The 21,388-nt window shown below is 70.3% G+C and carries 17 protein-coding genes; 7 read left to right on the plus strand and 10 right to left on the minus strand.

The features are described from left to right. The 3 genes from ACIQWX_RS25400 to ACIQWX_RS25410 all read left to right on the plus strand — a co-directional run bounded on the left by ACIQWX_RS25400 (nucleotide 1) and on the right by ACIQWX_RS25410 (nucleotide 1,632). A complete protein-coding gene (locus ACIQWX_RS25400) occupies nucleotides 1-573 on the plus strand; it encodes a TetR/AcrR family transcriptional regulator (RefSeq protein ID WP_400875687.1) in 573 nt (190 codons plus the stop codon). A gap of 125 nt (nucleotides 574-698) precedes the next feature. Continuing rightward, nucleotides 699-1,259: a snapalysin family zinc-dependent metalloprotease gene (locus ACIQWX_RS25405; protein WP_400875690.1), complete on the plus strand. Its 561-nt coding sequence runs from the start codon at nucleotides 699-701 to the stop codon at nucleotides 1,257-1,259. Nucleotides 1,260-1,470: 211 nt separating this feature from the next. After that, complete coding sequence (locus ACIQWX_RS25410; RefSeq protein ID WP_400875693.1) at nucleotides 1,471-1,632, plus strand: hypothetical protein; 162 nt, start codon at nucleotides 1,471-1,473, stop codon at nucleotides 1,630-1,632. Nucleotides 1,633-1,634: 2 nt separating this feature from the next. Here ACIQWX_RS25410 and ACIQWX_RS25415 read toward each other — a convergent pair whose 3' ends face one another. Both ACIQWX_RS25415 and ACIQWX_RS25420 read right to left on the minus strand, forming a co-directional pair. Next, entirely contained in the window at nucleotides 1,635-3,314 is a 1,680-nt protein-coding gene (locus ACIQWX_RS25415; RefSeq protein WP_400875696.1) for an SIR2 family protein, read from the minus strand. Between the two features lie 120 nt (nucleotides 3,315-3,434). Then, a complete protein-coding gene (locus ACIQWX_RS25420; protein WP_400875699.1) occupies nucleotides 3,435-4,811 on the minus strand; it encodes an APC family permease in 1,377 nt (458 codons plus the stop codon). Nucleotides 4,812-4,931: 120 nt separating this feature from the next. Here ACIQWX_RS25420 and ACIQWX_RS25425 point away from each other — a divergent pair, with 120 nt between their 5' ends. The 4 genes from ACIQWX_RS25425 to ACIQWX_RS25440 all read left to right on the plus strand — a co-directional run bounded on the left by ACIQWX_RS25425 (nucleotide 4,932) and on the right by ACIQWX_RS25440 (nucleotide 8,932). Next, entirely contained in the window at nucleotides 4,932-5,534 is a 603-nt protein-coding gene (locus tag ACIQWX_RS25425; protein WP_400875702.1) for a TetR/AcrR family transcriptional regulator, read from the plus strand. Further along, nucleotides 5,531-6,595 carry a P1 family peptidase gene (locus ACIQWX_RS25430; RefSeq protein ID WP_400875705.1) on the plus strand — a complete coding sequence of 355 codons (1,065 nt, stop codon included), beginning with the start codon at nucleotides 5,531-5,533 and terminating at the stop codon, nucleotides 6,593-6,595. The genes ACIQWX_RS25425 and ACIQWX_RS25430 overlap by 4 nt, the downstream gene beginning before the upstream one ends. Before the next feature lie 67 nt (nucleotides 6,596-6,662). Beyond that, nucleotides 6,663-7,751, plus strand: a complete 1,089-nt coding sequence (locus ACIQWX_RS25435; RefSeq protein WP_400875708.1) for an alpha/beta hydrolase family protein — start codon at nucleotides 6,663-6,665, stop codon at nucleotides 7,749-7,751. Between the two features lie 137 nt (nucleotides 7,752-7,888). After that, the gene (locus ACIQWX_RS25440) at nucleotides 7,889-8,932 is read left to right on the plus strand and encodes a family 43 glycosylhydrolase (RefSeq protein WP_400875711.1); all 1,044 of its coding nucleotides are present in this window, start codon (nucleotides 7,889-7,891) and stop codon (nucleotides 8,930-8,932) included. Nucleotides 8,933-8,938: 6 nt separating this feature from the next. Here ACIQWX_RS25440 and ACIQWX_RS25445 read toward each other — a convergent pair whose 3' ends face one another. The 8 genes from ACIQWX_RS25445 to ACIQWX_RS25480 form a co-directional block, all read right to left on the minus strand. Further along, nucleotides 8,939-10,771: a beta-L-arabinofuranosidase domain-containing protein gene (locus ACIQWX_RS25445; RefSeq protein WP_400875714.1), complete on the minus strand. Its 1,833-nt coding sequence runs from the start codon at nucleotides 10,769-10,771 to the stop codon at nucleotides 8,939-8,941. A 25-nt stretch (nucleotides 10,772-10,796) separates the two neighbouring features. Continuing rightward, nucleotides 10,797-13,472: an RICIN domain-containing protein gene (locus ACIQWX_RS25450; RefSeq protein ID WP_400875717.1), complete on the minus strand. Its 2,676-nt coding sequence runs from the start codon at nucleotides 13,470-13,472 to the stop codon at nucleotides 10,797-10,799. A 14-nt stretch (nucleotides 13,473-13,486) separates the two neighbouring features. Further along, nucleotides 13,487-14,569 (minus strand): RICIN domain-containing protein, encoded by a 1,083-nt coding sequence (locus ACIQWX_RS25455; protein WP_400875719.1) that lies wholly within the window; start codon nucleotides 14,567-14,569, stop codon nucleotides 13,487-13,489. Between the two features lie 106 nt (nucleotides 14,570-14,675). Continuing rightward, entirely contained in the window at nucleotides 14,676-16,346 is a 1,671-nt protein-coding gene (locus ACIQWX_RS25460; protein WP_400875722.1) for a carbohydrate-binding protein, read from the minus strand. A gap of 31 nt (nucleotides 16,347-16,377) precedes the next feature. Then, nucleotides 16,378-18,252 (minus strand): glycoside hydrolase family 127 protein, encoded by a 1,875-nt coding sequence (locus tag ACIQWX_RS25465; RefSeq protein ID WP_400875725.1) that lies wholly within the window; start codon nucleotides 18,250-18,252, stop codon nucleotides 16,378-16,380. A 29-nt stretch (nucleotides 18,253-18,281) separates the two neighbouring features. Further along, nucleotides 18,282-19,079: a carbohydrate ABC transporter permease gene (locus ACIQWX_RS25470; protein ID WP_400875728.1), complete on the minus strand. Its 798-nt coding sequence runs from the start codon at nucleotides 19,077-19,079 to the stop codon at nucleotides 18,282-18,284. Beyond that, the gene (locus ACIQWX_RS25475) at nucleotides 19,076-20,005 is read right to left on the minus strand and encodes a carbohydrate ABC transporter permease (RefSeq protein WP_400875730.1); all 930 of its coding nucleotides are present in this window, start codon (nucleotides 20,003-20,005) and stop codon (nucleotides 19,076-19,078) included. The genes ACIQWX_RS25470 and ACIQWX_RS25475 overlap by 4 nt, the downstream gene beginning before the upstream one ends. Nucleotides 20,006-20,007: 2 nt before the next feature. Beyond that, nucleotides 20,008-21,300, minus strand: a complete 1,293-nt coding sequence (locus ACIQWX_RS25480; protein ID WP_400875733.1) for an ABC transporter substrate-binding protein — start codon at nucleotides 21,298-21,300, stop codon at nucleotides 20,008-20,010. Between the last annotated feature and the right edge of the window lie 88 nt (nucleotides 21,301-21,388).

Genomic DNA, 21,388 nt, shown 5'->3' on the forward strand with positions numbered 1-21,388 from the left:
ATGCCTCGCAAAGCCGGGCGCGGCCCGGAAGAAACGCGCCGGGCGCTGCTGGACGCGGCCGGGACCGTCATCCGCACGCGCGGGATCGCCGCGTCGCTCGACGAGATCGCGAAGGCGGCCGGGGTGTCGAAAGGCGGGCTGCTGTACCACTTCCCCGCCAAGGACGCGCTGGTCCGCACATTGGCGCAAGATCTGCTGGAAACCTTCCGCGCCGAAGTCCACGCGGCGCTGGACCCGGAAGACACGGCACCGGGCAGGCTGACGCGCGCGTACGTCCGGGCGTCGCTGGACACCTCGTACGACGAGGTCGCGATCCGCGAGAACATCGCCCTGATCGCCCAGCTGATCTCGATCCCCGAGATCGCCGAGCTGGCCCGCGCGGACGCCGAGCGCTGGAACGCCGACCTGAGCGCCGACGGCCTCCCGGGCCCACTGGTCACCTTGGTGATCGCGGCCGCGGACGGCGCGAGCACGGCCCCGCTGTGGGGCGCGGGCATCGACGTCACCGCGGCCCGCGAACTCGAACAGCAGTTGCTCGACCTGACGACCGGGGCTTTGTCAACCCGCGATTAGTGTTGGTAAATCACCAGTTTCACCGCCCTACGGAAGTCGGCTCCGGGAGAGGCGAACAGCCGGTAAATTTTCGACAGCGCGCGCAAATCCGGCAAATCTCTCCGTCCCCCACGAGGAGTCTTCCGATGTCGAGGAAGTTCGCCCTGGCCGGCGCCGTCGCCATGGCCTTGGCCGTGACGCCGATCGCCGCGGGCACCGCGTCCGCCGCGCCGGCCTCCACCCAGCAGGAAGCCGCCGTCACGACGGTTTACTACAGCACCGCCAGCGCGCCGACCTTCCGGTCGGTCATCAACGCCGGTGCCGCCAACTGGAACCGCAGCGTCACCAACGTCAGGCTGGTCGAGCGCAACTCCGGCGCCAGCCTGCGCTACACCGAGGGCAACGACCCCCGCGGCTCCTACGCCTCGACCAACGGGCACGGCAGCGGCACCATCTTCATCGACTACACCCAGGCCCGCCAGTACAACCCGACCCGCATCGCGGCGCACGAGACCGGCCACGCCCTCGGGCTGCCGGACCACTACTCGGGCCCGTGCTCGGAACTGATGTCGGGCGGCGGCCCCGGCCCGTCCTGCACCAACGCGGTGCCGAACGCGGCCGAGCGCAGCCGGGTGAACTCGCTGTGGGCCAACGGCCTCGTGGCGACGAACCAGCAGCAGGTCTACGAAACGATCTACGGCTTCTGATCGCACGCGCGGCGGCCCCGGGGTATCGTCCCCGGGGCCGCTTCGTTTTCTCCGGACAGGAAATGCCCCCCGTAACAATGGCCGCGGGAAACGCGACTTCCCCGGTGCCGACCGGCGTACGCTGAACAGCGCGGAGTGTCGTTCGACCACTCTTCCAGGCCGCTGTGAGACCGTCCCCGCAGAGGTACCCGACGCGAAAGGTGCTGACGCCATGACCACCGATGCGGCCGCTCCCGAGCGGGAAGCCACCTCCCCGGACCCACCCGGGGAGTCGATCATCGACCAGTCGCCGCGGCGGAAGGTCGGGAACTCCGTTTACGTGTCGGTGCCCGGCCCGGTCCCGAAGATCAAGGCCAGATCCTCGAAGAAATAGCGTCAACCGAGGTTGATGGCGTATTCCGCGGCCAGCTGGAGGCTGACCAGGAGCTGGTTGGTGCGTTCGGAGTCCAGCTTGCTGATCAACGACAGGTCGCGGGGAGCCACTTCGTCGCCGTTCGGGTTGACGACGAACGTCGAATTCAACGTGATCGCCCCGACCGTCAGCACGTCGGCCGGGTCGCCGCCGATGACGTGGTCGCTCCCCGTTCCCGACATCAGGATCGGCGCGGCGAGGATTCCCCGCCAGATCTGGGCGATGGGTGACGGCGTCAGGTTCGCCGCCTGCGGAGCACCGGTGAAGACGGCTTGCGCGGCGGCGAAGTCCGATCCGCGGTCGACGGTCACGTGGTGCCGCAGCGACCATTCCTCGCGGTGGGTGTAGACGGAAGTGCCGACCAGGTTGATGGTGTAGCGCCGCCGCCCGTTCTCCTGGCCGCGGGTGCGCAGCCACAGGAACAGGCCGAAGTTCTCGCCGGTGTTGCTGCCGAGGACGTGCTCGTCGTAGTCCTGGGCGAGCTCGCGGAGGACGTCGAGCGGCCCGCCAGGGATCTCCAGGGCGTCGTGCAGCCTCGTGGTGAGGTCTTCGGCGGCGTCGCCGGCCGGGATCTCGGCGTGCGGCTCGCAGCCGATCGCGGTGTAGCAGGTGTCCAGCGCCTTCGTGAGCCGGCGGCTGTAGACGAGCGAATCGGCGCTCTCCACCCCCGGCCGGTAGCGGTCCGGCTCCACCACCGCGAGCGCGAGGTCGGAGATCGCCTGGTTCAGCTGCGAGTGGGACTTGAGGAAGATCGGCTTGAGCCCCAGCATCTTCTCGAGGTAGCGCGCGGAGCTGATGGCGTAGCGGGCGGCCTGGGTCGGCGACACGTCGTCCACCGCCGGGGGCACCACGAGCGAGAACCGGGGCGAGGTCGCCGGCGCGCTTTCGTAGAGCGGCCCCACGAGGTTCGGGTCGGACATGCTCAGGCCGATGAAAAGGGTGCACGCGTTCTCGAGGGAGGCCGAGATGATCTCCCGGACCTGGGCGCCGTACTTGAGGAACTGGGACTCCGTGAGGATGATCGGCTCTTCCGGGTTGCGGGCTTGGCGGACCAGGCCGTGCAGGTGGAGCACGCCGACGTGGTCGGGGTCGGCGTTCCACTCCGTCCAAGCCGCGCTGCCACCGGGCCTCATCGAGAAGGATTTGACGTCCTTCTCGGCGAAGTAGGCCAGCAGGGACTCCTCGAGGATGATGTCGAAGTTCGTGGTCAGCAACCGGGTGTCCACCCGGGTCGCGTAGGCCAGCCGCGCGATCGACTTCGCCAGTTCGCCCGGGATCACCTGCAGGTCGCGCTGGTAGAGCGCGTCGCGGATGATCTCGTGGTCCTGGATGTTGCGGTTCTCGTCCTTGATCAGCTGGAGGATGATCTCGGCTTTGCGCATGAGGTCGGCGCCGTCGCGGCTCGCGAGGTTGCGGACCTCGGGGTCGGCGATCGTCGCGGTCATCTTGTCGATCAGCGCGCGCCAGGACGGCAGGCTCGAGTTCATCGAAACCCCCGCGCCGACGACGATCGTCAGCGGCAGCGCCCGGTCGCGGACGGTCTCGAACAGCTCCCGCAGGTACGGCTGGGAGCGGAAGGAGAACGTGTCGCCCTTCTCGAACACCCCGGGATCGACGATCTTCGAGTGGAAACTCCCGTGCATGCTCGTCCTCGCCGCGCTTCGCGCTGTCTTTCCGCTGCCTCACACGATCGGCGGCGGAAGAACGGCGACACAAGGCAACCGCGAGGATTGTCCCGCTTTTGTCCAGCTGCGGAAGGGAACTCAGGTACTCGCGCGGTCTCCGTCGACGACGTCCTCGGCGAGCTGCCAGCCCCCGCGACGTCGCAGCACCACCCCGTAGTACACCGCCGCCAGCAGGACTATCCCCGCCGTCACGATCAAGCTCGGCCGGCCCACCGCCGGGTCCAGGAGGTTCTGGTAGACCACGAAAACCAAGACCGCCAGCGCCAGCACCGGGGCCACCGGGAACCACGGCATGCGGTACCGCGCGTGCGCCGTCGCGCCCGTTCGGCGGCCGTTGATCGCGCCCACGCACAGGGCCGCGTACACCGCCACGATCGACGTGCTCGTCACCACCAGCAGCAGCTTCGGGTCGACGTAGCACAACGCCGCCGCCACGATACCCGTGCCGGCCGTGGCCACCCACGGGGTGCCGAAGCGCGGGTGGACCGCCGCCAGCGCGCGGTTGATCGCGCCCGGCCAGGCGCGGTCGCGGCCGCTGCTGAACACCAGGCGGGCGCTGATCAGCACGATCGCCAGCACCGCGTTCACGATCGCGAGGGCCACCGCGAGGCTGATCGCCGTGTCGAGCGCGCCGCCGCCGCGGGCGGAGATGAAGGCCGACAACATGTTCTCCGCCCCGAAAAGCTGCCCGAGGTCGGGCGCGCCCACCAGGACCGCCGTCACCGGGACGAGCTCGGCGACCACCGTGATCGCCAGCGCCAGCAGGATCGCGCGGGCGATCCCGCGCGGCGCGTCCTGGGTCTCCTCGCCGAAGTAGACCGCCGAGCCGTAGCCGTTGTAGGCGAACATCGCCACGGCCACCGCGATCGCGATGGCGCCGACGGTCGCCGGGCCGCCGTCCGCCGCCACCGGGTGGGCGACCAGGTCGGTGACCGGCCGGGCCGGGTGCAGGAACCCGAGCGCGCTCACCACGACCAGCGCGAGGACCTCGATGGCCAGGAAGACGCCGGTCACCCACGCGTTCACCTTGATGTCGAACACGCCGACCACGGCGGCCAGCACGCACGTCACCGCGGCGACCGTCGGCCCGGGCAGGCCCGGCCACAGCACCCCGAGGTAGGTGCCGACGCCGAGCGCGATGACCGCGACGATCAGCACCTGCGTGATGATCATCAGGCCGAGCACGGCGAAGCCGGGCAGCCGGCCGAGCGTGCGCGCGACGATCGCGTATTCGCCGCCGGCCAGCGGGAACGCCGACGCCAGTTCCGCGTAGACGAACGCCATGAACACGCCGACGACCGCCGCGGCCGCGAAGCTCAGGAACGCGCCGGTGCCGGCGCCGGTCAGCACCCCCGGCGCGATGATGAACACCGACGACGCGGGGCTGATCGCCGAGAGCGTGATGAGCAGGGTGCCGAGGGTCCGCAGTCCGCGGCGCAGCGCAGGGGTGGTCACGACCGGGCCTCCAGTTCTTTGAAGCTCCTTCGAACAACCAGGTGACCACGCATCAAAGGCGCTCATCGCAGGCAAGTCAAGCTCTTGCTTTTTTCGACGATCCTTCGAAGAATGACGCACATGGCACGACCGAGCAGGGCGCCCGAGCGGCGGGCCGAGCTGATCGCGGTGGCGCGCCGCGCCGTCGTCGAACGCGGGATCCTCAACCTCAAGCTGCGGGACATCGCCGACGGCGCCGGCCTCTCGTCGGGCTCGGTGCTCTACTACTTCCCCACCCTCACCGACCTCCTGCAGCAGGTGCAGCACGAAGCCGTCGAACGCTTCTGCACCCGGCGGGAGGAAGCCGCCCGGCACGGGACGCCCCGGGAACGGCTGCTCGCCACGATCCGCGGCGGCCTGCCGGCCGGGCCGGACGACGAGCTGTGCGTGCTGCTCTACGAACTCGGCACGATCGCCCGCCGCGACCCCGCCTACGCCGCCCGGCACATCGCGCTGTACGAGCGGCAGGTGCGGATCTACACCGGCATCCTCGAGGCCGGCGCCGCGACCGGCGAGTTCGCCCTGACAGCCGACGCGGTCGCGATCGCGCGGAACCTCGTCGCTCTCGAAGACGGCTACGGCCTGCACCTCACCCAGGCCGTGCCCACGTTGGAGCGGGCCACCGCCGAAGCGATGCTGCTGTCCTACGCCCGCACGGCCTGCACCCTGGAGGAGCTGTCATGACCCGTGCCCGCGACCTGGGCATCCCGCTGCCCGGCCGGCCCGGCACGCACAACGCGCTCACCGACGTCCCCGGCGTCGAAATCGGCTACACGACGCTGGCCGAGGGCGAGTCGGTGCGCACCGGCGTCACCGCGGTCCTCCCCCGCGGCCGCGCGGGCTTCGCCGTCCCGTGCGCGGCCGGGACGTCCTCCCTCAACGGCAACGGCGAGATGACCGGCACCGCGTGGCTCGCCGAGACCGGGTCGCTGACGCTGCCGGTGCTGATCACCAACACCCACGCCGTCGGGCCGTGCCACCGCGGCGCGATCGACTGGGTCGTGCGCGAGCGCCCGGACGTCGCGGCCGAGTGGCTGCTCCCCGTGGTCGCCGAGACGTGGGACGGCTACCTCAACGACATCAACGCCCCGACCATCCACAGTGGACACGCCGTGGCGGCGATCGACGCGGCCCGCCCGGGCGCGGTCGCCGAGGGCTCGGTCGGCGGCGGCACCGGGATGACCTGCTACGGCTTCAAGGGCGGCACCGGCACGGCGTCGCGGATCGTCGCCCACGGCGCGGACGAGTACACGGTGGGTGCACTGGTGCAGGCCAACTTCGGCAGCCGGCGCGAACTCACCGTCGCGGGCTCGCCGGTCGGGCAGGAGCTGAGGGCGGACAACCCGATGGAGGAGTGGGCGGCCGCCCCGGCGGGCGCGGGTTCGGTGATCGTCGTCGTCGGGACGGACGCGCCCCTGCTGCCGGGCCAGTGCACGGCGCTCGCGCGCCGCGTCCCGCTCGGCCTGGCCCGCACGGGCACAACGGGCTCGCACTTCTCCGGCGACCTCTTCCTCGCGTTCAGCACGGCGAACCCGGGCGCGTTGACCAGCACGTTCCCGCGCACGGCGGAGGCCGCGTACGAGACGCTGCGGTTCGTGCCGTGGGGCCGGATCGACCCGTTCTTCGAGGCGGTCGTGCAGGCCGTCGAGGAGGCCGTGCTCAACGCCCTGGTCGCCGGCCGCGAGACGACCGGCCACCGCGGCCGCCGGGTGCCCGGGCTGCCGGTCTCGCACTGGCTCGGGTGACCCTGACCGGGACGAAATCGGTGATCGTCCCGATGGCGCGCCCGCGCCACGACAATACGGTCGAACCATGCGAAAAACCCTCCTCGCCGGGCTCACCGGCGTTCTCCTGGCGACCACGGTTTCCACGGCCGCCGCCGCACCGGAACGGCTCGGCCTGCCCGCGCCGACCGGCCCGTACGCCGTCGGCCGCACCGACCTGCACCTCGTCGACCACGCCCGGCCCGACCCGTGGGTCGCCGGCACGACGCGGGAGCTGATGGTGACGGTCCGGTACCCGGCGCGGTCCGGCGGCGGCCCGAAAACGCCGTACACCGCACCGGGAGCCGCGCAGGTCCTGGCCGAGGAAGACGCGCGTCAGCTGGGCATCACCGCCGACCGGCTCGGCTACACCTTCCCGACGCACGCCCGCGCCGACGCGCCGGCGGCCGCGGGACGACGGCCCGTCGTGCTCTATTCGCCGAGCGCCAAGTACCCGCGTTCGGTCGGGACGGCGTTGCTGGAGCAGCTTTCCAGCGAGGGCTACGTGACCGTGGCCGTCGACCACACCCACGAACCGGCGGCGGTGGAGTTCCCCGGCGGCCGCGTCGAACGGCGGGTGCTCCCGCCCGGCACCGACGGCAAGCTCCTGATCGCCACGCGGGTGGCCGACTCGCGGTTCGTCCTCGACACGCTGGAAACGCTTTCCGGCAACGGGGCACTGCCCGCGGGATTGTCCATCGACCTCACCCGGGTCGGCATGTTCGGCCATTCCGCGGGCGGGTTCACCACCGGCGAGACGATGGTGCACGACCGCCGCATCGCCGCGGGCGCCGACCTCGACGGCAGCATGGCGTATTCCCAGTCCGCCCGCGACTTCGGCCGCGTCGCCGACGAAGGTCTGGACCGGCCGTTCCTGCTGCTGAGCGCGGGCGACCACAGCGCGGCGTCCGACGGTTCGTGGCAGGAGTTCCTGAGCCACCAGCGCGGTCCGGTCCACCAACGCCACCTGGCGGACGGCGAGCACTTCAGCTACACGGACTACCAGGCGCTCCTCCCCCGGCTCGGCCTCGACCCGGCCGTGCTCGCACCGCTCATCGGCACCGTGGACGCGGGGCGGAGCATCGCCGGGCAGCGTGCGGCGTTGAGCGCTTTCTTCGACCGGTACCTGCGGCACTGAACCGTTTCCGGCCACCACACCCACCCGATTCGCGGAAACGGGAATCGGGTGGGTGTCTCGCTCTTTTCCTTTGCGGCCGACCACGTCCGGAGTAAAGTCCGGGTTTCTCCCTTCTCCTCGAGAATGCGAGGATTCCCATGCGGCGATCACCCTGGCTGGTTGCGGCACTTCTCCTGACCGGGCTGTTCACGGCGGCACCCGCCCAAGCGGCCGCGCCGGCCGCGCCGACCTTCACGAACCCGTTGAGCCAGCACGGTCCCGACCCCTGGCTGCAGTACCACAACGGCTACTACCACCTCGCCACGACGACGTGGAACTCGACGATCACCATGCGCAAGTCGCGCACCCTCGGCGGGCTGGCTTCCGCGCGCGACACCGTCGTGTTCACCCTGAGCAGGCCGAACGGCGCCGGGACGATGTGGGCACCGGAGTTCCACCTGCTCACCGGGCCGGACGGGCCGCGCTGGTACCTGTACTACGTCGCCGGCCGGGAACCCTACGACCTCGGCACGCAGCGCATCCACGTGCTCGAGAGCGCCGGGACCGACCCGATGGGGCCGTACGCCTTCAAGGCCGATCTGCTCGACCCGGTCCAGGACACCACGTGGGAGCTCGACCCGAGCATCCTGCAGCTGAACGGGAAGCTGTACCTCCTCGGCACGTTCTACAACGGCTCCCAGCCGAACTTCATCCGCCCGCTGGCGAACCCGTGGACGGCGAGCGGCACGCGGCACGTCCTGTCGACGCCCACCTACAGCTGGGAAACCGTCGGCGGCGCGGTCAACGAAGGCGCGGAAGTGCTGCAGCGCAACGGGAAGACGTTCATCGTCTTCTCGGCCGGCCACTGCTCCACCCCCGACTACAAGCTCGGTATCCTGACCTACAACGGCGGTGATCCGCTGCAGCAGTCGTCCTGGGTCAAGTCCGCCCAGCCGGTGTTCCGGCGCAGCGCCGCGAACGCGGTGTTCGGGCCGGGGCACAACGGGTTCTTCAAGTCCCCCGACGGCACCGAGGACTGGATCGTCTACCACGCCAACAGTTCCGCGAGCGGTGGCTGCGACATGAACCGGACGACCCGCGCGCAGAAGTTCACCTGGAACGCCGACGGGACACCGAACTTCGGCACGCCGGTCGCCCTGGGCACCCGGCTCCCCGTCCCGTCCGGGGAGCCGGCGTCCTAGGTCGGCTCACAGGCGCCAGTACACCGTGTACCGCTGGTGGTGCGTGGCGTAGAACGGCAGCAGCGTCACCGGCCCGGTGCTCGCCGTGCCGGTGAAGCGCAGCGGGTTCGCCGGGTCCTGCACCAGCGAACCCGGCTGCAGCACCGGCAGCGCGCTCAGGTTCGACGAGCCGTACTGGCCCGCGAGGACGATCGGGCCGTACTTCGCCGCGCCGACGTTCGCGTTGTCGTTGGTGCGCGGGAAGGTCAGCGACGCCGGGAGCGTCACCGTGACGACGTCCCCGGACGCCCAGGTCCGGTCGATCGTGAAGTACGTTCCCGGCGTCGGCGTGCCCTGGGCCACGCCGTTCACCTTCACCACCGCGCCCGAGGTCCAGCGCGGAATCCGGATCTTCAGCGCGATGTGCCCGGAGCCGGTGATCGTCAGCTTCGTCGCGGACGACGCCGGGAACGTCGTGTCCTGCCGGACCGTGATCCCGCGGCCCGGCCAGGTGAGCACCGACGCGATGAACAGGTTGACGTACAACGTTTCGCCGCTGGAGAAGTAGATGCTGTCGGCGAACTTCGTCTGCGACTCCATGCCGGTGCCGTGGTCGCAGGTGAAGTCGTTGTAGTCGTTGGCGTACGTCTTCATCCCACCGGCGCGCAACGGCGTGTAGTACGTGACGAACCCGTGGCTCGAGCTCGGGTCCTGCTCGCCGAGGATCTGGTTGTACAGCGCCAGTTCGTAGTAGTCCATGTACTCGGGCACCTGGCTGGTGAAGAACAGCTGCCGGGTCAGCTTGAGCATGTTGTAAGTGTTGCAGACTTCGCACGTGCTGTCCGAGAGCTGGCTCGCGATCGCGTCCGGGGTCTGGAAGTACTCACCGTTCGAGTTGCCGCCGACGACGTACGTGTGGTGGTCCAGGACGATCCGCCAGAAGTTGACGGCGATGTCGCGGTAGCGGGTCGTCCCGGTCGCGTGGTACTCGCGCAGCGCCCCGAGGACCTTGGGGATCTGCGTGTTGGCGTGGAACCCGGCGAGCCGGTCCTGGTTCGCCGCCAGGGGGTCGAGGATCTGCGCGTGGTCGAACCGCCGGGCCGTGGTCAGGTGGTTCGCGTTCCCAGTGACCTGGTACAGGTTCGTGAGCACCTCGGGCATCCCGCCGAACTCCGTCCGCAGCACCTGCTGCATCCGGGTGGCCGACAGCGGGTCGGTGCGTGCCTTCGTCCAGGCCGCCTTGCGCAGCAGGACGTCCAGGGCCTGCTGGTTACCGGCCAGCAGGTACTGGTCGAGCAGGCCGGCCATGATCTTGTGGAGCGTGTAGTAGGGCGCCCAGACGGACTGGCCGTTCTCCAGCCGGTCGAAGAAGCTCTCCGGGAACGCCGACAGGTAGCCGGCGTGGAAGCCGCGTCCCGGCGAGGCCGCCTGGCACGCGGCCAGGGCGTTGACCAGGTAGTCGCCCTTGGTCTTGTACGCGGTGTCGCCGGTGTTCGCGTACGCCTGCGCCAGCCCGGACAGGAGGTGGCCGGTCGAGTGGCCGCGCAGTTCCGTGGCCGGGCTTTCCCAGCCGCCGCACGGCTGGGCCGAGCTGGCGAGCCCGGCGTTGGTGCGGAACGTGTGCAGCAGGCGGTCGGCGTCGACGAACCGGAAGTACGCCAGCTGCCGGTTCATGTTGTCGAGGAACGGGCCCGGTTGCAGCCGCACCGCGCTCAGCGGGAACGGGAACACCGAGACGCCGATGTCGGGCCGCGCGGCCGCGGTGGCGGTCCCGGGGAGCGCCGGGGTCAGCGCCGCGCTCGCCGAGAGCGCGCCCACGGCCTTGAGGAGCAGACGACGGTCGAAGGAGGGTTCACGCATCATCGTGCCTTTCCGGAGGGCGGGCTCAGCTCGCGAGGGTGATGGTCACCGTGTTCGCGGTCGCGGTGACCGTGTGCGTCGAGGCGTTGTAGCTGCCGCCGTTGACCGAGTTCACGCCGGTCGAAAAGAACACCGGCAGCTGGATGGACACCGCACCGCCGGGCAGGCTGCCCGACAGCGTCACCGTGACGACCCGCGCGCCGCTGGAACCGCTGACGGCGAGCGAGACGCCGTAGGTGGTCCGGCTGCCCGATGCCACGTCGTAGGTGTTGGTCAGGTTGCCCATCGAGATCGTCTGGCCGGGCGTGAGCCAGGCGTTCGGGACCCCGCGTCCGATGTAGAGCGGCCGCGTGAACGTGTACGGCCCGGAGCCGGTCGAAGCCAGCCCTTCCGCGACCAGCGACTCCAGCAGGCCCTGCTGCTGCCCGGCGATCGGCCACGCGTACGGGCACGCGCCGAACTGCGGGCCCGCGTGGCTGCCGATCCACGGGTTGGCCGAGCTGGGGCCGCTCCCGTTGGCCTCCCACCAGGCGTTCGGGCCGCCCGTGGTGGTCTTGAGCTGCCAGGCGTAGCTGGTGATCGGCAGGTCGCGGTAGGTGTTCGAGAAGAGCCCGTCGGACGAGTAGGACGTGTTGTACGCCGTCGAATACCCGGTGAACGCCCCGAACGTCGGGAACGGGTAGCCGTTGGCGGACAGCCGGCCGAAGCCCCACTGGTACATGCGGTCGATCTGGCCGGGGTCGCCCATGATGCCGGTCAGGGTGCCGCCGGACAGCATCGTCGACCACTGGTTCTGCCCGACCCAGCCCGGCGATGCCCAGTTGGCGTCGTTGAAGGTGCCGCAGCGGTTCGCGCTGTTGGGTTTGTCCACTTCACACGGCAGGTAGCTGAACCCGTTCGCGGACTGGTTGCGGCCCACGACCGTGTTCAACGCGGTCAGCAGCGAGGTGTAGGCCGTGTTCGCCCACGTCGCTTCGGCCGTCCGGCCGAGCTTGGTCGCGATGTACTTGTACGACGCCAGCATCTGCAAGGCCGAGAAATTGCTGAACAGCCAGCGCCCGGTGGAGTCGTTGTCGAAGTTGGTCTTCAACGTGCCGTCCGAGGCGAGCTGGGCGGGGTACTTCGTCCGGGCGATGGTGCGGAGGCTGGGTCCCCACGAGCCGGTGTCGTCGAAGTACTGGCCGACGAACGCGGTGTCGTTCGTCTTGGCCAGGTACGTCGCCCACGCGCCCATCGTCTTCCAGACGCCGTCCCAGTACCAGTTCGCGCCGACCTCGTCCCAGTTGTCCTGTTCGGAGATCCGGGCGGTGAGCAGCAGGTTCCGTGCGTCCCGGAAGTCGCCGGTCTCGAACTTGGCGGTCAGCTCGCCCGGGACGTCGTGGTTGAGGATCCAGTTGTAGTTGTTGGCGCCGGAGAACTGCGCCTTGCCGACCTGCATGATCAGGTTGTAGATCGTCCCGGCCTTGTACGCGTTGGCCAGCGCCGTGCCCGGGTTGGCGAGCCCGCCGGTGTTGGGCAGCGTCGTGTTCGGCAGGCTGAACGTGTTCGTCTCGGCCAGCCGTGAGTTCCAGTAGGACGCCATCTGGTTGTACGCGGTGTCGTAGCTCGGCGCGTTCGAGGACAACGTCGAACCGGTCGGCAGCGCGACGCCGCTGCCGAAGTTGTCCACCGCGACCACGAAGTCGTGGTTGCTGGTCTGCCCGGCCGCGACCGTGTCCAAAGAGGACGAGGTGAGCCGGACCAGGTTCGGGCCGGAACCGCCCGGCGGGACCGTGACGGACGCCGAGCCGTTGTTCTTGATCGACACCCGGGTGTACACGAGCATGACCGCGGTGCCGTTGATGGTGACCTTGTCCGCGAAGTTCTTGATCGTGATCCCGACGCTGCCGGAGGTCCGGCTGGTCGTCATCGCGGGCAGGTACCCGTTGTCTTCGGTCCACTGCACCGACTGCGCGCCCGGATTGCCGCCGTAGGTGTAGGCGCCGAACGAATACATCCCGCCGCACAGGCCGTTGTACGTCGTCGGTACCCCGCGCGCGAAGAACGAACCGGACAGGTAGCTCGAGACGGGCCAGTGGTTGCCGTCCCACCCGATGGCCGTGGTGTTCTGGAAACCCTGGCCGTACGGGTCGTTGGGGGTCTGGAAGTTCGTGCCGTACGACCGCGGCAGGCCGGAGTTCTTGCACGAGTTCGGCGCGAGGTTGGGGATGCCCTCGTAGGCGTCCGACGGGCCCGGGGTGTAGCCCGGCAGCCGCCACGCGCTCGCGGCCGAACACGGCAGCTGGACGAGCACCGAGCCCGAGGGCGTGATGCACTTGCCCGAGCTGACCGCGACGACGGTGAACGTGTTCGTCCCGGCCGGCTGCAGCCGGAACTGCTGGTTGGTACCGGAATGGCAGGCGTACTGGATCACGGCGGCGTTGTCCGAAGTGGACGCGCCGGAGATGTCGACGCAGCTGCCGGCGGTGAAGGTGCCGATGGTGTAGGCGTCGCCGGCCGGGGTGAAGGTGTACGACTGCCCGGCACCGGAGGTGCAGGCCGTCTGGGTCAGCTGGACGGCGCTGGTGGCGTTGGGCACGGTGGCGCAGCCGCCCGCCGGGGCGACCATCGTGCTGGTGAAGGTGGCCGCGGCGGCTGCCGGGGCCACCACGGCGGAGCCGGCCACCAGGAGCGCGGCGGCGAGCAGGACTGGACGTCTCATCGCGTTCTCCAAGCTCAGAAGAGGAAGGAGCCGTACGGGCCGTTGAGGATCGCGGTCTTCTGGCTCTGGCTGAAGTGCGTGTCCGGGTAGTCGTAGAACGACGCCGACATCGGCGTCCCGTCGGTCGAGGTCGAGTCCGGCAGGCCGAACGCGTGCCCGAGCTCGTGCACCATGCCGCCGTACCAGCGGTTCATCGGGCCGTTCATCCCGGCCGCGCCGTCGGCGTCGTGCTGGCAGAGGATCACCCAGCCGCCACCACCGCCGCCGCCCGCGCCCTGGCCCTCGGCGATGACCTCGCCGACGTTGATCCACCGGCTGTCCGGCGCCTTGACGTCGAACCGGCGCAGGAGTTCCTGCTGCATGTTGAACACGGCCCACCAGTAGCGGTCACCGCCGTTGGGCGTGTTCTCGTACCAGCTCTTGACGTGCTCGCCGGTGACGACCTGCACCACCGGGTCGGCGAGCCGGAACGTCTTGCCCAGCTCCCGTCCGTAGTACCGCTGGGCTTCGCGCAGCACGTTCGCGATGCCGTCGGGGTACCGCTGGTCATACGGCACGTCGGACGGCCGCAGCAGCCACACCCGTACGGTCTTCTCCGCCGGGTTCGGCGTGCCGGCCGGGTACCCGGCGAGCCGCCACGCGGCCGCCGAGCCGCACGGCAGCTGGACGAGCAGGTTGTTCACCGCAGTGACGCACTTGCCCGAGCCGACCGCCACCAGCGTGAACGCGGTGCCCGCGGCCTGGAGCCGGAACTGCTGGTTCGTGCCGGAGTGGCAGGCGTACTGGATCACCGGGGCGTTGTCCGAAGTGGACGCGCCGGAGACGTCCACGCAGCTGCCGGAGGTGAACGTGCTGATCGTGTAGACGTCTCCGGACACCGGGGTGAACCGGAACGACTGCCCGGCGGCCGAGGTGCAGCCCGATTGGGTCAGCTGCACCGCGCTGTTCCCGTTCGGGACGGTGGCGCAGTTCCCGGTCGCCTGGTTGACGACCGTGCTGGTGAAGGTGGTCGCGGCCCGCGCGGTACCCACGGGAAGCAGACCGGCCACGAGGCACGCCACCGCGGCGGCGGCTATCCGAAAGAGCGGACGCGTCATCGAGTCCTCGCAATCTTCGGTTGTTAGCGTTAACAGAACCGGCCGGGTGCGCTCCCGTGCTCGTGAGTGGGAAACCGTGTTCTAACCCTGTTCCACACTCACGACGTCAGTTCAGCTGGAGGTAGTCGAGTTCGGCGTAGCCGGTGCCGCCGGCGAAGAACGGCGCGCCCTTGGCCAGCCGGATGGTGTTGTACCCCGCGTGCAGGCTCACCGTCGTCGAGACCGTGCCGAACCGGCCCCAACCCGCGGTCGGCGGGTAGCTCACCGTCGACCAGGCCCCGCCGTTGTAGGCCAGCCCCTGGGTCGACGTCGCGCCAGTGCCGTTCGCGTAGCCGATCGTCATTGTGTACGCACGCGCGCTCGGGACGTTCACCACGAAGTCGACGTAGCTGTCGCTGCGCGGGTCACCGGAGTTGTCGATGCGGCCGACGTAACCGCCGTTGGACGCGCTGCCGCTCGACAGCCGCTGCGCGCGGAACACCGACGCGTTCTCGGCTTCGAAGCGCTGCTGATAAGTACCGCTGGTGGGTTCGACGACCAGGTGGTACGCGCTCGTCGCGGACATGTTCGGCACCGGCACGGTGATCTGTCCATTCGAGACGGTGTACGTCGACGTCGAAAGCACCGTCGGCGCGGGCACCGCGGTGAACCGGCCCGACGACGGCGTCGACTCCAAGGTGACGCGGACGGTTCCGCTGATCCCGGTCACCCGCACCGAGTTGGTCCCGGCCTCGTCGCCGAAGACGACGTCGACGCGTTTGCGGGTGGAGTCGTAGGAAGCGAACCCGTCGAGCCCGGTCTGCGCCGGCGGGGTCGTGCGCACCATCGAGCCCGCCAGGTCGCCGTACCACTTGTACAGCCACCACGTCCCGGTCGGCTGGTTGTTGACGACCAGCCCGTTCACGGTCCCGTACTCGTACCAGAACGCCCGGTCGGCACCCGCCACCCCGGCGCGTTCCAGTTTCGAGACGTAGTTCGCGACGCGCCCGGGCACGTCGACCTCGTCGGTCCAGGCGTACTCGTTGATGAAGATCTGCCGCGGGCTGATGCCGAGCGACGCCTCCAGGGAGCGGTACGCGGCGACGTCGGCCGCGATCGCGCCGCTGCTGTGGTTCAGCTCGTGCCAGACGACGAGGTCCGGCAGGGTGTTCGTGCTCTTCGCGGCGGTCAGGAACGCCCGCATCCGGGTGGCGTCCCAGCCGGCGTAGCCCGGCCCGGCGACCGGCGTGACGGTGTCGCGGGTCCGGATCCGCTGGACCGTTCGGGCCCACCCGGCGGTGAAGTCGCCGGCCGCGGCGGTGTTCCAGGTCCAGTCGGGCTCGTTCCAGATCTCCCACGCGGCCACGTTGCTCACCGAGGTGGCCGACAGCCGCTTCGCCACCATCGTGTCCACTTTGGACAGCCAGTCGTCCCAGCTCACCCACTTGTACGGGAAGTCCGGGTAGATGTCGGGCATCCGGATCACCTGGGCGGCGCCGACCCGGTCGGCCTGCGGGGCGACCAGCAGCGCGTCGCCACCGGGCGGCTGGCCGTTGGGCTTCTGCCCGACGCCCGGCGGCGGCTGGGTCAGGGTGTTCAGCTTGAGCGGCAGCAAGGTCGAGTCGGCCGGACGGTTGTTTTCGGCCAGCGCGTACAGCCCGCCGGCGGCGGCGTGCGTCACCGGCCGGAACGGCGACGCGGCGTCGACCACGAGGGTGTGGCCGGCGGCCGCCGCCGGGGCGGCGGTGACCGCGGCGAAGACGACCAGCACAGCGGCCAGCACGGGTGTTCGGGACATCGGGGACCTCGATCGTTGTCGGGGACGGGGATCACCCGGTGGCGGCCGGCAGCCAGACCCGCATCGGGCCGGGTTCCCGGTTGCCCCACCGGAAGTACGGGATCAGGGTCAGCTCGACGGGCACCTCGGTCACGTGCGGGTCGGCCGGGTACAGCTCGGCCGACGCCGGCGCCTCGACACTGCCCCGCGCGCTGAGGGTCACCGGGGTCTCGTTCCCGGCGGTGACGGGGGCGGCCGGGTCGATCCGCACGTCCTCCAGCGTGACGCCGCCGGGCAGGTCGGCCTGCTCCACGCAGTAGACGAGCGGCCCGCGCGCCACCGCGACGCAGCCGCGCACGGCGTCGATCCTGGGGTGCGGCCGGACGATCCGGGCGGGCATCGGCAGGTCGAGGGTCACCGTGGCGCCGCCGGACCAGTCCCGGCGGACCTCCGCGTAGCCGTCGCGGACCTCGGCGGGCGAGCCGTCGAGGGAAGCGCCGTCCGCCCAGGCCGGGACGCGCAGGGCCAGCACGAGCGGCACCTCCGTCGTCACGGTCAGCTCGACCCGGCCGTCCCACGGGTAGTTCGTGCGCGTCTCGACGTGGACGTCCGCACCGTCCACAGTGGTCCGCAGCGAGCCGGCGGCGTACAGGTGCACCTGGAGGCCGCCGGGGTCGGTGGTCGCCACGTACCCGGACAGCGACGCGACCAGCCGGGCGAGGTTCGGCGGGCAGCACGCGCACGAGTACCACGCGAGGCGCTGCGAGGGTGCGTCCTCGTGCGAACCGTCGTGGCCGGTCCGCAGGTGCAGCGGGTTGGAGTAGAAGAAGTGCGTGCCGTCGAGCGCGGTCGACCCGGCGATCGCGTTGTGCAGCACGCGTTCCATCTCGTCGGCGTACTTTCCTTCGCCGGTGGCCAGCAGCATCCGCCAGTTCCACTGGAAGCTCGCGATCGCGGCGCAGGTCTCGCCGTACGCCCGGTCCGGCGGCAGCTCGTAGGGGTCGCCGAACGCCTCGTCGCGGTGGCGCGAGCCCTGGGCACCGGTGAGGTAGGTCTTCGCGCCGAACGCGTCGGCCCAGAGCCGGCGGGCGGAGTCGAGCAGCGCGTCTTCGCGCGTCTCGACGGCGACGTCGACCACGCTGGCCAGCAGGTACAGCTGGCGCACGACATGGCCGGCCACCTCGTCGGCCTCGCGCACCGGCACGTGGTCCTGCAGGTACCGCGGCCCGAACCGCTCGCCGTCGATCAGCCCGCGCCCGCGCAGGTCGAGGAACCGCTTAGCAAGGTCGAGGTAGGGCCGGTGCCCGGTCACCCGGTACAGCTCGACCAGGGCGGTCTCGATCTCCGGGTGCCCGTCGACGTCGTCGACGACCGAAAACCGTTCGACGATCAGGTCGGCGAAGCGCCGGGCGACCGTGACGAGCTGGGCGCCCACGCCGGCCCGCGCGGCAGCGACGGCGGCTTGGATCAGGTGGCCCGCGCAGTACAGCTCATGGCTCCAGTGCAACTCTTTCCACCGCAGCTCCGGCTTGTCCACGGCGAAGTAGGAGTTCAGGTAGCCGTCCTCGCCCTGCGCCTTGGCCACCAGCGCGGCGGTCGTGTCGAGGAACGCGCGCAGCTCGGCGTCGTCCGGCGTCCGGCCGAGCTGCCAGGCGGCGGCTTCGAGCGTCTTGTAGACGTCGGAGTCGGCGAACCACATGTTCCGGCGCCCGGCGTCGACCTCGCCGGTGACGCGCCGCAGGTTGTCCAGCGCGCCCGCGGCGTCGAGCTGCTCGATGCAGTGCGGCAACGACCGCGTCGCGTTGCGCTCCTGCCAGTCGCCGAGGAGGCTGCCCGGCGCGAACGTGACGGCACCGAGGAAGAGCGGGCGCAGCGCCGCCGTCGCGGCGGACGTGGGGTGGACGGGGCCGAGGATGCGTTCGGTCATCGAGTGCTCCTGTCACGCCGTTGAATGGCTCAGCCCTTGAGGGCTCCCGAGGTGAAACCGCGGACGTAGTACCGCTGCAGGACGAGGAAGACCGCCACGCACGGCAGGGCGGACACGACCACACCCGCCTGCAGGGCCCCGAAGTCGACCGAGCCGAGGCTGCCGGACTGGAGGTTGAACAGCGCGACCGGCAGCGTGAACTTCTCGCCGTCGGTGAGGAAGATCAGCGGCGCGACGAACTCGTTCCACGCGGCCAGGAACGAGAACAGCGCGATGGTGACGATGCCGGGGAGCACCCCGCGCAGCAGCACCCGGCGCAGCGCGCCGCCGACCGAGCAGCCGTCGATCAGCGCCGCCTCCTCGAGTTCGACCGGTAGTGCCTCGAAGGAGCTGCGCATCATGAACAGCCCGAACGGCAGCTGCAGCACGGCCAGCACCAAGCCCAGGCCGATCAGCGAGTTCTGCAGGCCGAGCCAGCCGAGCAGGATGTAGAGCGGCACCAGGATCGTCGTGTACGGCACCATCAGGATCGCCAGGGTGACCAGGAACAGCAGGTTGCGCCCGGGGAAGGCGAGGCGGGCCATGGCGTAGCCGCCGAGCGTGGTCGTCACGACGGTGACGCTCACCGCGACCAGCGCGACGACCGTCGTGTTGAGCAGGTAGGTGCCGAGGCCGGTGCCGTAGTCGGCGAGCCGCCGGTAGTTGTCGATCCCGGAGTCGCCGGCCTCGCGCCCGGTGAGCGACGAGTACAGCGTCCACAGCAGTGGCAGCAGGAACAGCACGGCCAGCGCCGCGCTCGTGACGAGCCGCCCCGCGCCCCGGATCACCGGCCCTCCCGGCGGATCAGCCGCAGCTGGGCGACGTTGAGGAGGACGAGCACGGCGAGCGTCGCCACCGACACCGCGGCGGCCCGGCCCAGGTCCTGCGACAGGAACGCTTCGCGGTAGATGTCGATGACGACCGTGGCCGTGTCGTGCCGTCCGCCGGTGAGGATGAAGAACTGGTCGAACGCCAGCAGCGAGCCGGTCAGCGACAGCACCGCCGCGAGCGCGAGCGTCGGCCGCAGCAGGGGCAGCGTGACGCGCCAGAGGATCTGCCACCGGGTGGCTCCGTCGATCCGCGCGGCCTCGTAGAGCGCGGGGTCGATGCTCTGCAGGCCGGTCATCAGGATGAGCATGTAGAACCCGGCGAACCGCCAGGTGATCATCCCGACGGCCGACCCGAGCGCGCCGCCGCCCGAGCCGAGCCAGTCGACCCGGCCGAGGCCGAGGAAGCCCACCAGGTTGTTGAGCGCACTCGAGTCCGTGTTGAACAGGCCGTAGAACAGCAGGCTGGTCGACGCGAGCCCGACCGCGCTGGGCAGGAAGAACACCGTCCTGGCCACGCCGGTGCCGCGCCGGTCGTGCTGCACCAGCAGCGCCAGCCCGAACGCGACGAGCCCGAGCACCACCGTCGTCACCACGGTGTACTTCACCGTGAACCCGACCGCGCGCAGGAACAGCGGGTCGGTCAGCGCGTCGTAGTTCGCGACGCCGTTGGGCGCGGACGTGCCGACCAGCGGCCAGTGGTTGACCGACATCCACAGCATCAGCCCGAGCGGGACGACGAAGAAGACGGCGACCAGCACGGCCATCGGTGCGGCGTAGGCGATCCCCAGCCGGCGGCGGCCGCGCGCGATCGAGCCGCGACGGCGGCGGGGTGCCGGCGCCGGGGTCTCCGGCGCCGGTGCCCGCGAGGACAGCAGCGACACCATCGTCAGCCGCCGCTGGAGAGGGATTCGGTGACGGCCGCGTTGTGCTGCTTGAGGATCGAGCCGACGTCCCCGCCGCCGAACACCGCGTCGATCACTGTCGCGGTCCAGGGACCGTTGGTGTCGTTGAACGTCTTGCCGAAGTTGACCGAGATCGGCGTCTGGCCCTGGCCGGCGAGCCGGTTGAAGACGCCGAGCCGCGGGTCCTGCTGCGCGTAGGTGTTGTCGGCGAGGTCGGAGCGGACGGTGATGTTCTTGCTCTTCGCCACGACGTCGACCTGCGCCTGGTCGGACAGCGTCCAGGCGATGAAGTCCCACGCGGCCGCCGCGTGCGCGCTGTTGCTGCTCACCCCGAGGACGTCCCCGCCGACGAACGACGAGCTGCCGCCGGTCAAGCCGGGGGTCGGGGCGACGCCGACCTGCAGGCCCGGCCCCTCCTTGATGCCCTGCAACGCGGTCGCGCCCATCGGCTGGATGCCGATCTTGCCGTCGAGGAACGGCTGCGTCCACGTCGGCCCGGACTCGTTCTTCGCCGACGCGGGCACGACGCCGTCGGTGTAGAGCTGCCGCAGCAGCGCGTAGACCTGCGCGGCCTGCGGGCTGTCGAGGGTGGCCGCGGTGCCCTGCTCGTTGAGCACCGTGCCGCCGGAGGCCCAGATCATCGGCCAGCTGGTGAACAGCTGGCAGCCCGGGCAGGCGCCGCCGAAGAAGTAACCCTTGACGTCGCCGCCGAGCGCGGCGATCTTGCGGGCGGCCGCGGCGAGTTCGTCCAAAGTGGCCGGTGGCTTCGCCGGGTCGAGGCCGGCGCGGGTGAAGAGGACCTTGTTGTAGAACACCGCGGACAGGTCGATGTCGTGCGGCACCGCGAAGTGCTTGCCCTCGAACGTGGCCGCCTTCATGTGCGCCGGGGCGAGGGAACCTTTGAACGCCAGCTGGTTCACGCGGGCGGTGACGTCGAGGAACAGGCCCTTCGCCGCGTAGTTCGGCGCGTAGACGACGTCGGCGGCCAGCAGGTCCGGCAGCTGCCGCGCGCCGGCCGCCGTGCCGACCTTCTGCTGGTAGGAGTCGGCCGGGAAGACCGTCAGCTTGACCTTGTTCTTGTGGCTCGCGTTGTAGGCGTCGATCAGCGTCTGGCTGAACGTGGCCGTCGGCGACCGGGTCCACATGGTGATCGTGGTGCCGTCGTCCACGCCGGCCGTGTCACCGGCCGCCGCGCCGGACGGACCGCTCTGGCAGGCCGCCAGGACGAGGACGCCGGCGAGAGCTGCCGCGGCCCTGGTTCGGATGTGCGAAATCATCGACTCTCCTCACGAGAGGCCGCTACCTGGTACATCGAAGAAGAAAATTCGGAAACCGGTTGCCGACCCAAGTTAGGCGCTTCGACAC

This window comes from Amycolatopsis sp. NPDC098790 (genome assembly GCF_044759945.1).
In the GTDB taxonomy this organism is placed as follows: Bacteria; Actinomycetota; Actinomycetes; order Mycobacteriales; family Pseudonocardiaceae; genus Amycolatopsis.